General features: G+C 49.3%; 12 protein-coding genes. All 12 read left to right on the forward strand.

Annotation, left to right across the window (positions count from 1 at the left end):
• Position 1 precedes the first annotated feature (1 nt).
• The 12 genes from rseP to rpsO all read left to right on the forward strand — a co-directional run bounded on the left by rseP (position 2) and on the right by rpsO (position 14,589).
• Positions 2 to 1,252, forward strand: a complete 1,251-nt coding sequence (gene rseP, locus KNO70_RS09185) for an RIP metalloprotease RseP (protein WP_015881422.1) — start codon at positions 2 to 4, stop codon at positions 1,250 to 1,252.
• A gap of 32 nt (positions 1,253 to 1,284) precedes the next feature.
• Positions 1,285 to 2,985, forward strand: coding sequence for a proline--tRNA ligase (locus KNO70_RS09190; RefSeq protein WP_031421704.1), 1,701 nt, complete (start codon positions 1,285 to 1,287; stop codon positions 2,983 to 2,985).
• Positions 2,986 to 3,073: 88 nt separating this feature from the next.
• On the forward strand, positions 3,074 to 7,348 hold the full coding sequence (locus tag KNO70_RS09195; protein WP_251030086.1) for a PolC-type DNA polymerase III: 4,275 nt from the start codon (positions 3,074 to 3,076) through the stop codon (positions 7,346 to 7,348).
• Positions 7,349 to 7,461: 113 nt separating this feature from the next.
• The gene (rimP, locus tag KNO70_RS09200) at positions 7,462 to 7,938 is read left to right on the forward strand and encodes a ribosome maturation factor RimP (protein ID WP_193343250.1); all 477 of its coding nucleotides are present in this window, start codon (positions 7,462 to 7,464) and stop codon (positions 7,936 to 7,938) included.
• A 14-nt stretch (positions 7,939 to 7,952) separates the two neighbouring features.
• A complete protein-coding gene (gene nusA / locus KNO70_RS09205; RefSeq protein ID WP_074037219.1) occupies positions 7,953 to 9,116 on the forward strand; it encodes a transcription termination factor NusA in 1,164 nt (387 codons plus the stop codon).
• Complete coding sequence (rnpM, locus tag KNO70_RS09210) at positions 9,113 to 9,388, forward strand: RNase P modulator RnpM (RefSeq protein WP_193343251.1); 276 nt, start codon at positions 9,113 to 9,115, stop codon at positions 9,386 to 9,388. Before nusA ends, rnpM begins: the two co-directional genes overlap by 4 nt.
• On the forward strand, positions 9,385 to 9,681 hold the full coding sequence (locus KNO70_RS09215; RefSeq protein WP_015881428.1) for a YlxQ family RNA-binding protein: 297 nt from the start codon (positions 9,385 to 9,387) through the stop codon (positions 9,679 to 9,681). The genes rnpM and KNO70_RS09215 overlap by 4 nt, the downstream gene beginning before the upstream one ends.
• 21 nt (positions 9,682 to 9,702) lie before the next feature.
• Positions 9,703 to 11,928: a translation initiation factor IF-2 gene (infB, locus tag KNO70_RS09220; protein WP_078146724.1), complete on the forward strand. Its 2,226-nt coding sequence runs from the start codon at positions 9,703 to 9,705 to the stop codon at positions 11,926 to 11,928.
• Positions 11,929 to 11,946: 18 nt separating this feature from the next.
• Positions 11,947 to 12,294, forward strand: coding sequence for a 30S ribosome-binding factor RbfA (gene rbfA, locus KNO70_RS09225; protein ID WP_015881430.1), 348 nt, complete (start codon positions 11,947 to 11,949; stop codon positions 12,292 to 12,294).
• 43 nt (positions 12,295 to 12,337) lie between these two features.
• The gene (gene truB / locus KNO70_RS09230) at positions 12,338 to 13,252 is read left to right on the forward strand and encodes a tRNA pseudouridine(55) synthase TruB (RefSeq protein WP_240499806.1); all 915 of its coding nucleotides are present in this window, start codon (positions 12,338 to 12,340) and stop codon (positions 13,250 to 13,252) included.
• 16 nt (positions 13,253 to 13,268) lie between these two features.
• Positions 13,269 to 14,195, forward strand: a complete 927-nt coding sequence (locus tag KNO70_RS09235) for a bifunctional riboflavin kinase/FAD synthetase (RefSeq protein ID WP_078146726.1) — start codon at positions 13,269 to 13,271, stop codon at positions 14,193 to 14,195.
• A gap of 124 nt (positions 14,196 to 14,319) precedes the next feature.
• A complete protein-coding gene (gene rpsO / locus KNO70_RS09240; RefSeq protein WP_015881433.1) occupies positions 14,320 to 14,589 on the forward strand; it encodes a 30S ribosomal protein S15 in 270 nt (89 codons plus the stop codon).
• Positions 14,590 to 14,617 lie beyond the last annotated feature (28 nt).

The raw sequence follows: 14,617 nt of genomic DNA on the forward strand, positions 1-14,617 counted from the left end.
CATGACGACTTTTATCGCCATCGTTTTGATGTTTGGCGTTCTCATTTCGGTACACGAATGGGGACACCTCGTCATGGCGAAACGGGCAGGCATTCTCTGTCACGAGTTTGCAATCGGATTCGGTCCAAAAATTGTTTCATTCCGTAAAAATGAAACGCTCTATACCATTCGTCTTTTACCAATCGGTGGCTACGTCAAAATGGCCGGAGAAGATTTTGAACCGATTGAAGTCCGTGCGGGTCAGCATGTCGGACTCCGGCTCACCGAACAGGGGACGGTCGATCGTGTCTACTTCCAACCGGACACGGCTACAGATGTCCATGTCGTCGGAACCGTCGATAAGTTCGATTCGACACATGAGTTGAAAGTGCAACTTCTCATCGATGAGGAAGTGCGTGTCTATTCATTAGAGCGAGACACACTCCTTGTCGACCAAGGGATGGAAATTCAAATCGCACCGTATGATCGAACATTTGGAGCCCAGTCGGTTTGGAAACGTGTCTTGGCCATCGCAGCCGGTCCGGCGATGAACTTCGTCTTGGCGTTCATCTTGCTCATTATTGTGGGGCTCGTTCAAGGAACCCCAACGAACGACGGTCAAATCGGTACGGTTCAACCGGATTCAGCCGCTGATGAGGCTGGTTTGATGAGCGGGGATGAAATCGTATCGATTGAAGGTGAGCCGATTACCGATTGGCTCGACTTACGATCTGCTTTAGAAGACCGGGCGGACACCCCTACGGAAGTCACGTATGTCCGTGATGGGGAGGAAGCAACTGTCACCCTCACACCACAAGCAGTCGAACAAAACGGAGAGACGGTCGGAATCCTTGGTGTCACGAACGCACTCGAGCGATCACCGGTCAAAGCCGTGACGACGGGAGCGGAAACGACATGGACGATGTCGACGCTCATCTTCTCTGCGGTCGGTGATTTGGTGACAGGACAAGTCGGTGTCGATCAACTAGCAGGTCCGGTCGGGATTGTACGGATGACAGATGAAGTAGCGGCGAGCGGTTTGATCATGCTGTTGAACTGGACAGCGCTTCTCTCCGTCAACCTTGCGATCTTCAACTTGCTCCCATTGCCAGCGTTAGACGGAGGACGTTTGATTTTCCTCTTGTTCGAAGCGGTACGCGGACGTCCAATCGATCCGAAAAAAGAAGGATTCGTCCACTTTATCGGATTCGCACTCTTGATGATTTTAATGTTGATTGTCACTTGGAACGACATTCAATCATTCTTTAAATAAGCTGTTTGTAGAGAAGGGAAACGTTGAACTGTATGAAACAATCTAGATTGCTCATGCCTACATTGAGAGAAGTTCCGGCTGACGCGGAAGCGGTCAGCCATCAACTCCTCGTCCGTGGAGGATTCATCCGTCAAAATGCGGCAGGAATTTATTCTTATCTTCCACTCGGACATAAGGTGTTACACAACATCCAAACAATCATCCGTGAAGAGATGAATCGTGCCGGTGCACAAGAGTTATTGATGCCTGCCATTCAACCGGCGGAACTTTGGGAAGAGACAGGACGTTGGGGCATTTACGGTCCTGAATTGATGCGCTTGACGGACCGTCATGACCGTCGTTTCGCACTCGGTGCGACACACGAAGAATTGATCACATCAATCGTCCGAGACGAGCTCAACTCGTATAAAAAACTTCCGATGAACTTGTACCAGATTCAAACGAAGTATCGTGATGAGCGTCGTCCACGTTTCGGGTTGCTCCGCGGACGTGAGTTCTTGATGAAAGACGCCTACTCATTCCACGCGACACAAGAAGACTTAGATGAAGAATATACAAACATGTATAATGCGTACTCACGCATCTTCGACCGCACAGGACTGAAGTATCGTCCGGTCGTCGCGGACTCTGGGGCAATCGGCGGGAAAGATACGCATGAATTCCAAGCGCTTGCGGATATCGGGGAAGACACGATTGTCTACACCGACACGTCGAACTATGCGGCGAACATCGAGATGGCCGAAACGCTCGACCGTTATGAGATGCAGCAAGCTGACGTTCGTCCACTCGAAAAAGTGGACACGGAAGAGAATCGTACGATTGAAGATGTGGCGGCATTCTTGAACGTGGATCCGAAGACGACAATCAAATCTGTCTTGTTCAACGTGGATGGCGAAACCGTCATGGCAATCGTTCGTGGCGACCACGAAGCGAATGAAGTCAAAGTGAAGAACGCACTCGGTGGACTCGACATTCAACTTGAAGAAGAAGCGAAAATCGTTGAGTTGTTCAACTGTGCGCCAGGTACACTCGGACCGATTAACGCTCCGGTCAAAGTCGTTGCCGACTATGCGGTCAAGTACTTAGTGGATGCAGTCTGTGGTGCCAACGAGGCGAACACACACTACACGGGTGTAAACGCTGCGCGCGACCTTGCCGAGATGACATACCACGATTTACGTTTCGTTGTCGAAGGCGATTTGGCACCGGATGAGTCCGGTCCGGTTCGTTTTGCTCGTGGGATTGAAGTGGGACAAGTATTTAAACTCGGGACACGATATTCAGAAGCGATGGGTGCGACGTTCCTCAACGAAGAGGGTCGTGCCGAACCACTCATCATGGGTTGCTACGGCATTGGGGTGTCACGCACACTTTCAGCCATCGTCGAACAACATCACGACGACCGTGGAATCGTTTGGCCACGTAACGTGGCGCCGTTCGATCTCCATTTGATCGCAATCAATGCAAAAGATGAGACGCAAGTCGAGTTGGCGAACCGTCTTTATGAAGAGCTTGGTCAAACATACGATGTCTTGTTCGACGACCGAAAAGAACGCGCGGGCGTCAAGTTTGCAGATGCAGATTTGATTGGACTTCCGATTCGCGTGAACGTCGGGAAAAAAGCCGGCGAAGGCATCGTTGAAGTGAAAGTACGTGCAACAGGTGAAGTGATTGAAACGTCAATCGATGAATTGAAAGAAGTCATCGCTTCAAAATTTAGCGAAGTTCATTAATGGATGAAGGTGACAGCGGAGGCGGTCACCTTCATTTGTCGAATTGGCATAAAGGGGGAAAGACGGACCCGTGGAAGCAAATCAAAAGATGCAATTATTATTAAGTGACCTTGGGATCACGACCGAGACGGACCTGTTTGATCAGGCCGAACTCTCACGGCTCGTCGTCAACAAGAAGCGACGGACGTGGACGTTTTATTTTTCATTTCCAAAAGTATTGCCATACGACGTGCATCAATTGTTCATGAGTCGATTAGAAAGCCGTTATGCGACGTTCGCGGATGAGGTGTACGCTCGGTTCTCGACAACAGCTGGTGGAAGTGAGCAAGACTATATCGACTATTGGCCGCGAATCGTCAGCGAGTTGAGCCAAGTTTCTGGTGCGATGCGCAGTTATTTCGGTTCCGTTTCGCCACGATTCGAGCAGAACAAACTCATGATCCCGGTGCGTTCCGCACCTGAGGCGAGTTATGTGGACAAAGAGCTCTGTCAAGAAGTGCAGGCGCTCTATAGTGCCTATGGGTTCACGAAAAAGCCGTGTCAGGCTCAATTTTCAGAAGACGCTGAGGCGAATCAGGCCCTTCGCGAACAGGTTGTTCAAGAAGACATCGAACAAGCGAAAATGGCACTGGCTGCTCAATTCGCCAAGGCAACAGAAACGAATGACGAACCGATCACAGAAATCCGGATGGGTGCGCTCATTAAAGATGAGATCGTCCCAATCAAGACGATTATCGAGGAAGAACGACGTGTCGCGATTCGTGGACTCGTCTTCTCGGCAGAACGGAAAGAATTGAAGAGTGGGAAGAAACTGTTCACGTTCAAGATGACGGATTACACCGACTCATTGATTGTGAAAGTATTTGCCCGCGATGACGATGACGACCGTATGCTCAGTGCCGTCAAAAAAGGCATGTGGATTCAAACAGCTGGGCGGGTCGAAGATGATTCGTTCATGCGCGAACTATGTATGATGGCATCTCAACTTCAAGAAGTGAAGGTCGAACCGCCACGTGACGAATGGGAAGGCGAGAAGCGTGTCGAACTTCACGCGCACACACAGATGAGCCAAATGGATGCCGTCACAAACGTCTCGTCGCTCGTCGCCCGTGCTGCGAAATGGGGACATCGTGCCATTGCCATCACCGACCATGCGGGAGTCCAGGCGTTCCCAGAAGCGTATTATGCCGGGAAGAAGAACGACATTAAAGTGTTATACGGAGTCGAGGCGAATGTTGTCAACGATGGTGTCCCTGTCGCCTATCATGCGACCGATGTGGCATTGGACGATGCGACATACGTCGTCTTCGACGTCGAGACGACGGGACTTTCTGCCGTCTACAATAAAATCATCGAACTCGCTGGGGTTAAAATCAAGGACGGGGAAATCATTGACCGGTTTGAGGCGTTCGCCGACCCGAAACATGCCTTGTCAGCGACCACGATTGAATTGACTGGGATCACGGATGACATGGTCCAAGGTCAACCGGACCCGGAAGTGATCACGAAACAGTTCGTCGATTGGTGTGGCGACAGCATTCTCGTCGCCCATAACGCGTCATTCGATATGGGCTTCCTTGAGGCGACTCTCCGTAGCGGAGGACATGAACCAGATAATTATCCGGTCATCGATACGCTCGAACTTGCTCGAACGTTGATGCCGACGTTGAAGAATCATCGACTCAATACACTTGCGAAGCGATTCGATATCGAACTGACACAACATCACCGTGCCATTTATGATGCGGAAGCAACAGCATATTTGCTCATGAAGCTACTCGATCTCGCTAAGCAGATGTTCGAGATGACGACACATCGCTCGTTGAACGCGAAAGTCGGGAGTGACGTATCGAAGATTCGTCCGTTTCATGCGACTATCTACGCTAAAAATAAAAAGCCAGGACTTCGTCATTTATATGAGCTCATCTCCTTATCTCACATCGATTACTTGTATCGGATGGCACGCATGCCACGTTCTGAGCTCGTGAAGCGACGGGAAGGACTGTTGATTGGTTCGGCTTGCGATAACGGGGAGATTTTTGACGCCGCCTTGAACAAGTCGGATGATGAACTCGAGAAGATGATGTCGTTTTACGACTTTATCGAGATTCATCCGCCGGCACTCTACCATCATTTAATTGATAAAGAGATTGTGGCGAATGAGTTAGAACTCCGCGAAATCATTAAGCGTATCATTCGCGTCGCCGAGAAGGCCGAGTTACCGGTTTGTGCGACAGGGAATGTGCACTATCTAGATCGGTCCGACCGGTCTTATCGCGAAATTTTGATTCGTACCCAAGGTGGGGCGAACTTTATCAATACGCGTAAAGAATTACCGCATGCGCACTTTCGGACGACGAAAGAAATGATGGAAAAGTTCAAGTTTTTAGGTGACGATTTAGCGCGTGAAATCGTCATCACGAATCCGAATGCGATTGCCGACCAGATTGAGTCGATTCAAATCATCCCGGATGATTTGTATACGCCGAAAATTGAAGGTGCGGATGATGAGGTTCGGAATATGAGCTACGACATGGCTCGCTCCATCTACGGGGACGAGCTGCCTGAGATCGTGGAGGCGCGTCTTGAGAAAGAGCTCAAGTCGATTATCGGTCACGGGTTCGCCGTCATTTACTTGATTTCGCATAAACTCGTTAAAAAATCACTCGATGATGGGTATCTGGTCGGGTCGCGTGGGTCGGTCGGTTCGAGTCTCGTCGCAACGATGACGGAGATCACCGAAGTCAACCCGCTACCACCTCACTACGTCTGTCCGAACTGTCAGCACTCACATTTCTTCAACGACGGGTCGGTCGGGTCGGGATATGACTTACCGGACAAGGAGTGCCCGGAGTGCGGCACGTGGTACAAAAAAGACGGTCATGACATTCCGTTCGAGACGTTCCTCGGTTTCAAAGGGGACAAAGTACCAGATATCGACTTGAACTTCTCAGGTGAATATCAACCGCATGCCCACGCCTATACAAAAGTGCTGTTCGGAGAAGAGTATGTGTATCGTGCCGGGACAATCGGAACGATTGCCGACAAAACGGCTTATGGATACGTGAAAGGCTATGCGACCGAGAATGATAAGATTTACCGGAACGCCGAAGTCGACCGTCTCGTTTCTGGGGTCACCGGTGTAAAAAGGACGACGGGGCAACATCCAGGGGGTATCATAGTCGTACCGGACTATATGGACATCGCGGATATCTCCCCGATTCAATATCCGGCGGATGACAATTCGTCTGAATGGAAGACGACTCACTTCGACTTCCACTCCATCCATGACAACTTATTGAAACTCGATATTCTCGGGCATGATGACCCGACCGTCATCCGGATGTTACAGGATTTGTCTGGTATCGATCCGAAGACGATTCCGACGGATGATCCGACTGTCATGAAGATTTTTTCTTCACCAGAAGTGCTTGGGGTGACACCGGAACAGATTGAATCGAAAACCGGGACACTCGGGATTCCAGAATTCGGGACGAAGTTCGTCCGTCAGATGCTTGAAGAGACAAAACCGTCAACGTTCTCGGAACTCGTTCAAATCTCTGGTCTATCTCACGGAACAGACGTCTGGCTCGGGAACGCGAACGAATTGATTTATAACGGGACGTGCGAACTGAAAGATGTCATCGGTTGTCGAGACGACATCATGGTCTATCTGATTTATGCAGGCCTCGAACCATCATTCGCCTTTAAAATCATGGAGTCCGTCCGGAAAGGGAAAGGACTCACGGAAGAGATGGAGTCCGAGATGCGGGAGAATGACGTGCCGGAATGGTATATCTCGTCTTGTAAGAAAATCAAGTACATGTTCCCGAAAGCGCACGCGACTGCCTACGTCTTGATGGCGGTTCGGATTGCATACTTCAAAGTGCATCATCCGATTCTGTACTACGCGACGTACTTTACCGTTCGGGCGGGAGATTTTGACTTGTCCGCAATGATTAAAGGTCCTCAGGCCGTACGGAAGGCGATGTCGGATATCCGAGAAAAAGGGTTCGATGCGACGGCGAAGGATAAAGGACTGCACACGGTCCTTGAACTGGCACTCGAAATGCTCGAGCGGGGTATGAAGTTCCAAAACATCGACTTGTATCGGTCGAGTGCGACAGAGTTCTTGATTGAAGACAATACGCTGATTCCACCGTTCAACGCGGTCGATGGCCTTGGAACGAATGCGGCGAAAGCAATCGTCGAAGCGAGAGAAGAAGGACAGTTCCTTTCGAAAGAAGATTTGCGGAAACGTGCGAAACTTTCGAAAACGGTCATCGAGACACTTGATACGATGAAATGTCTCGAAGGTCTGCCTGATGAGAACCAACTCTCATTCTTTGATTTTGGGGTGTAAGTTGCGATTTATCGGGAAAATATGATATATTGGTATCGAACAAAGTTGGATACTACGACGGAAAGGAGTAGGGAACCCTACTCCTTTCTTGTATGTAAAAGCCAGAAGGAGGGATGAGAGTGTCCAAAATAACAGAAGTCGTTGAATCGATTGCGTTGCCGATCGTAGAACGGGAAAACATGGAATTGGTCGATGTGGAATTCGTTAAGGAAGGTCCAGACTGGTTCTTGCGCGTCTATATCGATAAGCCGGGGGGCGTCGATTTGGACGATTGCGTCAATATCAATGAACAGCTCTCGGAAAAACTAAACGAAACCGATCCGATTGAACAGGCTTATTATCTTGATGTCTCGAGTCCTGGTGCGGAGCGTCCGCTGAAAAAGCCGAGCGATTTTGAACGTGCGGTAGGCAAAAATGTCTACATGAAAACGTTCGCTCCGATCGATGGTGCCAAAGAGTTTGAAGGAATTTTGACGGCATATGATGGGGAAACGGTCGTGATCGAGACACGCATCAAGACAAGAAAAAAAGCGGTATCGCTACCGGTTGACAAAATTGCACAAGCCCGCTTAGCGGTCACGTTTAGTTAAGGAGAGGGAAGAAGATGGGTCCACAATTACTCACTACAATCGATCAGATTGCCAAAGAAAAAGGAATCGACAAAAATATCATTATCGATGCACTCGAACAAGCGCTCATTTCTGCGTATCGTCGCAACGTGGCGAACCCGAACGAGCACGTGAAAGTCGAGTTTGATCAGGTGACGGGGGATATCCGTGTCTACGCTTTGTTAGAAGTCGTAGAGCGCCTCACGCAACCGGACCAACAGCTCTCACTCGAAGAAGCACATGAAATCGATCCGAACTATGAGCTCGGCGATTTCCATAAAGAAGAAGTCACACCGAGTGATTTTGGACGTGTCGCGGCGATGACGGCAAAACAAGTCGTCACACAGAAGATGCGTGAAGCGGAACGCGAACGCATCTACAACCACTTCGCTGACAAAGAAGATGAAATCATGACAGGAATCGTGGAGCGTTTTGACCCACGCAACCTTTATATCGGTCTCGAAAACAACATTGAAGCTGTATTGACACCGAATGAACAGATGCCGAACGAGTCATACCAAATCCATGACCGTATCAAAGTATACGTGACAAAAGTAGATTCAACGACGAAAGGTTCAGGTGCAGCGATTCAAGTTTCGCGTACGCATCCGGGACTTTTGCGCCGCTTGTTCGAACTCGAAGTTCCTGAGATTTCAAACGGGACAGTCGACGTGATGTCAGTATCGCGTGAAGCGGGTGACCGTTCGAAAATCGCTGTACACTCGGATATCGTCGACCCGGTCGGCGCATGCGTCGGACCGAAAGGACAACGTGTTCAAACGATTGTCGACGAATTGAACGGCGAGAAAATTGATATCGTCCGCTGGTCTGAAGACCCGAAAGAGTTCGTTCGTAACGCACTCAGCCCGGCTCAGGTCGTTGCGGTATATGTCAACGAGCCAGCAAAATCGACGACAGTCGTCGTACCGGACTATCAATTGTCACTCGCAATCGGGAAACGTGGTCAAAACGCCCGTCTCGCTGCGAAATTGACAGGATGGAAAATCGACATCAAGAGTGAAACGGATGCCGAAGCACTTGATTTGTTCGATACGTTCGCTGAAAAAGTTGAATCAGAACCAGAAATTGTTCAAAATGAAGTAGAACAAGACTTATCAGATGCTACAGTTGAAACGACTGCGGTGAAAGAAGAGGAATGACCATGAAGCAAAAGAAACTTCCTTTGCGTAAGTGTGTGGTCACACAGGAAATGCTCCCGAAAAAAGAATTGATTCGTGTCGTTCGGACGCCTGAAGGTGACGTGGTCATCGATCAGACGGGTAAAGTGAACGGTCGTGGTGCTTACTTATCAAAAGATATCGAAGTCGTTCGTCAAGCAGAGAAAAAACGGACGCTCGACCATCACTTGAAAGTAAAGACGAGCGACGACTTGTATGAACAGTTGAAAGCTGTCGCAGGTGGCGAATCATGAGCCAGTGGGAATCATTGTTAGGCCTTGCTGCTCGAGCGAGGAAAGTAACGATGGGAGAAGAGTTTGTATTAAAGGATGTACGAGCAGGTCGTGCCAAGCTCGTCATTCTAGCCGGAGATGCAGGTGCCTCGACGAAAAAACGAGTCACTGACAAATGTGCGTCTTATCAAGTGCCATTGATTGAAGTGAGCGATCGCTATACAATCGGTGCCGCACTCGGTAAAGACATGCGTGTCGTCGTATCGGTGACAGAATCCGGATTTGCGAACAAGCTTAAGCAACTTCTCTCTTAACTATTAACGGAGGTGGATGCTTTGGGAAAACGCGTCTATGAATTTGCAAAAGAACAGAATGTAACGAGTAAACAAGTCATTACTCAATTAGAAAAATTGAACAAACCGGTGAAAAACCATATGGCCGTCCTCGATGAGGAAACGGTAAAACAATTGGACCGTGTGTTCAATCCTGAAAAATATCGTGCTGAAAAACAAGCGGAAGCGAAAGCGACGTCAACATCGAATGAGCCGAAGCAAGAGAAAAAAGAAGCACAAGCGTCACGTCCACAAGCGGGACAACAAAACCGTGGCGGTCAAAACAATCGCGGTGGACAAAACAATCGCGGTGGACAAAATCGTAACGATAACCGAAACAACGACCCACGCAATAAAAAACGTGGAAAAGGGAAAGGCAAAGGCAAGCCGGTAAAAGCAGCTGTGCCACAAGAAGCCGATCCAAACTCGAAGACAAGTCAGCGTAAAGCAGCACGTCTCGCGCAAGAGGCAGAGATGGGCAACGTCATCAAGTATGACGATGTACTCAGCGTGTCTGACCTTGCTTCAAAAATGAATAAAAAGCCAAATGAAATCATCATGAAGTTGATGGGTCTCGGTGTCATGGCAACCATCAACCAAACGCTTGATGATGAAACGGTTGAATTACTCGCTGCAGAATTCGGCTTTGAGGTTGAAAAAGAAGTTGTTGTCGATGAGACAGACTTTGAAACAGTTGAGATCGACTTCTCACAATATGACCTTGAAGAACGTCCAGCTGTCGTTACCATCATGGGTCACGTCGACCACGGGAAAACGACACTTCTTGACTCGATTCGTAACACGAAAGTCGTCGCAGGAGAAGCGGGCGGAATCACGCAGCACATCGGTGCTTACCAAGTTGAAGTCAATGATAAGAAAATCACATTCCTCGATACACCAGGTCACGCAGCCTTCACGACGATGCGCGCCCGCGGTGCCGAAGTGACAGATATCGCAATCATCGTCGTTGCGGCTGACGATGGCGTCATGCCACAAACAGAGGAAGCAATCTCGCACGCCAAGGCAGCGAACGTTCCAATCATCGTGGCAGTCAACAAAATGGACAAAGAAGGGGCAAACCCTGACCGTGTCAAACAAGAGTTGACAGAGTTCGGTCTCATCCCTGAAGAGTGGGGCGGCGAAACAATCTTCGTTCCGATTTCTGCTATTAAAGGCGAAGGGATCGATGAATTGCTCGAGATGATTCTCCTCGTATCTGAAGTCGAAGAATATAAATCGACACCAGACATGCCAGCTCGTGGTTCAGTCATCGAGGCGAAACTCGACAAAGGACGTGGACCGGTCGCGACACTTCTCGTTCAACACGGTACACTTCGAATCGGAGACTCAATCGTCGTCGGTAGCACATTCGGTCGTGTCCGTGCGATGGTCAACGATATCGGTCGCCGTGTGAAACAAGTCGGACCATCTACACCGATTGAAATCACTGGTTTGAACGACGTTCCACAAGCGGGTGACCAGTTCATCGTCTTCGAAGATGAGAAGAAAGCACGTGCAATCGGGGAAAAACGTTACCAACGTTACCTTGAGTCACAGCGTCGTGAGTCGGCGAAAGTAAGTCTTGATGATTTGTTCAGCCGCATTCAAGAAGGTGAAGTGAAAGACTTGAACGTCATCATCAAAGCAGACGTTCAAGGGTCAGCCGAAGCATTGGCTGGTTCACTCCGCAAGATTGATGTCGAAGGCGTCAAAGTTAACATCGTTCACCAAGGTGTCGGTGCAATCACGGAAGGTGATGTCATCCTCGCTTCAGCTGCGAATGCTGTCATCATCGGATTCAACGTCCGTCCTGATGGAAACGCACGTTCGATGGCGGAACAAGAGAACGTTGAAATGCGTCTCCACCGCATCATCTACAACGCAATCGAAGAAATCGAGAGCGCGATGAAAGGGATGCTTGACCCAGAGTTCGTGGAAGAAATCACAGGTCAAGTCGAAGTCCGTGACGTCTTCAAAGTTTCGAAAGTCGGTGCGATTGCAGGTTGTTATGTGACAGAAGGTAAAATCACACGTGACGCCGGTGTCCGTGTCATTCGTAACGGAATCGTGATTTACGAAGGTAAACTCGATACGCTTCGTCGTTTCAAAGATGACGTGAAAGAAGTGGCGACTGGTTATGAGTGTGGGATTAAAGTAGAGAAATTTGATGACATCAAAGTAGACGATGTCATTGAAGCGTTCGTCATGAAAGAAGTCGAACGTAAATAATGTGAGGAGGGATCACGTATGAAAATTCGTGCCCAACGTGTTGCCGAGCAAATGCGTAAAGAAATAACAGATGTCTTGTTACGGGAAGTCAGTGACCCGCGTACAAAAAACGCTACGATTACGAGCGTTGATGTGACAGGTGACTTACAACAAGCAACAGTCTATTATACGGTGCTTGGTGATGAGGAAGATGTGAAAGCAGAAACGCAAGCTGGTCTCGATAAGGCGAAAGGATTTATCCGTCGCGAAATCGGGAACCGCATCCGTCTTCGGAAAACACCAGAGATCTCGTTTGAATACGATTCTTCAGTCGCATATGGTAGCCATATCGATTCGTTGATTCGTGATTTGAACAAAGATCAATAATTTGAAAGGGGAGACGTCGTTCTCCCTTTTTTTATATGGAGGGATGAAATTGGAACCGAACGGAGTGCTCGTACTCGATAAAGATGCTGGCATGACGAGTCATGACTGCGTATTTAAATTACGAAAATTGTTCCAAACGAAAAAGGTCGGACACACGGGTACACTTGACCCGGAAGTGACAGGCGTATTGCCCATCTGTTTAGGGCGTGCCACGAAGCTGTCGCGTTTTATCACGGATGAAGGGAAGCGTTACGTGGCCGAGGTGACGATTGGTACCGCCACGATGACCGAGGATGCGCATGGCGAGGTGGTCGCACAGAAATCAGTCACACCGAACGATTTGGACGAATCTCAGATTGACGAGGCGATGCGTCAATTGACAGGAATGATTGAACAAATCCCGCCGTACTACTCAGCGGTCAAAGTAAACGGGAAAAAGTTGTACGAGTATGCTCGGAAAGGGCAGACCGTCGAACGACCTCGGCGGACGGTCGAGATTCATCGTCTGGAGCGGACGAGTGAATTGACATTCGAAGCGGACGCCTGTCGCTTCCGAATGGAAATCGACTGTGGGAAAGGGACATATATTCGAACGCTCGCCGTTCAGATCGGGGAGAAGCTCGGTTACCCTGCCCATATGAGCGAACTCAGACGGACGAGCTCAGGAACGTTTGAGGAAGAGAACGCGGTATCGCTCGAAACGTTACAGTCTCTTGAAACGGTCGAAGAACGATTGGCGCATGTGATCCCACTTGAGGATGTCATCAAACGCTGGCCGGCAATCACGATTCGAAAGAATCGGGAGCATTATATTCGCAATGGCGGAAAGCTGAACGGCGTTTCGCTCGAATTTGAGTTATTTACTGTCTATAATGAAGAAGGAATCCCTCTTGCTTTATATCGAAGACAAGAAGGAACGACAGACGCTACAGTCGAGGTCATGTTGGCTATCGACTAAGGGGGAATTTGACAGTATGGAAACAAGACATCTCACTTATCCAGAAACACCCGACGTGTATCCGTCCATTATGGTACTCGGTTTCTTCGACGGTGTTCATAAAGGGCATCAAGCTGTAATCAATCATGCCAAACGGGTGGCAGCGGAGCACAACCTGCCGGTGACGGTCGTCACGTTCGATCCTCATCCGAAACAAGTACTCTCCAATAAACCGGATGCGGTCCGCTATATTACACCGCTGTCCCGGAAACTGAAGCGCATCGAAGCGCTCGGGGTAGAGCGTTGCCTCGTCTTGACATTCACAAAAGAATTGGCCAATTTGTCCCCGCAACAGTTTGTCGATGATTATTTGATCGGTGCCGGAGCCGTGCACGTGACAGCTGGTTTTGATTACTCTTATGGAAAGTTTGGAGAAGGGACGATGGAGACACTTCCATACCATGCGCGTGACCAATTCACGACGTCTGTCGTCACAGAGCAGACGATGGATGGGGAAAAAGTGTCATCTACCCGCATCCGTAAACTCTTGGCAGAGGGACAGGTCGATGCCGCACATGAACTCCTCGGTACGCCATACGTGATCTGTGGCGAAGTCATTCACGGTGATGCGAGAGGGCGTACCATCGGTTTCCCGACTGCGAACGTGTTGATGGACGCTTCGTACGTCATGCCACGATTGGGCGTATACGCGACTCGAGTCACGCTACCGGACGGACGGATGTTCCACGCGATGACGAATGTTGGACGTCGTCCGACTTTTTATGAGACGGGATCGGTCTCTGTTGAGAGCCATCTCTTCGACTTCTCCGAGGATTTATATGGACAAGTCATCGAAATCGAGTGGATCCAATATATTCGGAATGAACGCGCGTTCGATGGGTTGGATGCATTGGTCGCTCAACTAAAAGAAGATGAGGTGGCAGCTCGTTCAATCCTATCTTGACTTTCAAGAGCGGGTACGCTATCCTTGTCAAGTACGCAAAGTACACCGCTTCGCTTGGCTGGTCGATTCACCAACGCCGGCTCGGCAACGCGGCAATTTTTCATTAAATGGAGGTGGAGAGGCAATGGCACTCTCAAAAGAACGTAAAAACGAAATTATCGCGGAATACGCGACAAAACAAGGTGACACAGGTTCACCAGAAGTACAAGTGGCTGTGTTGACTGAACAAATCAACACATTGAACGACCACCTTCGTACACACAAGAAAGACCACCACTCACGTCGCGGTCTCTTGAAAATGGTTGGACGTCGTCGTAACTTGCTTACGTACCTTCGTAACAAGGACGTTACACGTTACCGTGAATTGATTCAACGCCTCGGTCTCCGTCGTTAATCGATCGAGACTGTTTAACGGGCTGGGA

The sequence above is a fragment of the Exiguobacterium sp. s181 genome (assembly GCF_018617125.1).
GTDB classification, from domain to species: Bacteria; Bacillota; Bacilli; order Exiguobacteriales; family Exiguobacteriaceae; genus Exiguobacterium; species Exiguobacterium profundum.

Coding starts and splice junctions, on each gene's coding strand:
- rseP (WP_015881422.1), top strand. CDS start 2: ATGACGACTTTTATCGCCATCGTTTTGATGTTTGGCGTTCTCATTTCG.
- KNO70_RS09190 (WP_031421704.1), top strand. CDS start 1,285: ATGAAACAATCTAGATTGCTCATGCCTACATTGAGAGAAGTTCCGGCT.
- KNO70_RS09195 (WP_251030086.1), top strand. CDS start 3,074: ATGCAATTATTATTAAGTGACCTTGGGATCACGACCGAGACGGACCTG.
- rimP (WP_193343250.1), top strand. CDS start 7,462: ATGAGAGTGTCCAAAATAACAGAAGTCGTTGAATCGATTGCGTTGCCG.
- nusA (WP_074037219.1), top strand. CDS start 7,953: ATGGGTCCACAATTACTCACTACAATCGATCAGATTGCCAAAGAAAAA.
- rnpM (WP_193343251.1), top strand. CDS start 9,113: ATGACCATGAAGCAAAAGAAACTTCCTTTGCGTAAGTGTGTGGTCACA.
- KNO70_RS09215 (WP_015881428.1), top strand. CDS start 9,385: ATGAGCCAGTGGGAATCATTGTTAGGCCTTGCTGCTCGAGCGAGGAAA.
- rbfA (WP_015881430.1), top strand. CDS start 11,947: ATGAAAATTCGTGCCCAACGTGTTGCCGAGCAAATGCGTAAAGAAATA.
- truB (WP_240499806.1), top strand. CDS start 12,338: ATGAAATTGGAACCGAACGGAGTGCTCGTACTCGATAAAGATGCTGGC.
- KNO70_RS09235 (WP_078146726.1), top strand. CDS start 13,269: ATGGAAACAAGACATCTCACTTATCCAGAAACACCCGACGTGTATCCG.
- rpsO (WP_015881433.1), top strand. CDS start 14,320: ATGGCACTCTCAAAAGAACGTAAAAACGAAATTATCGCGGAATACGCG.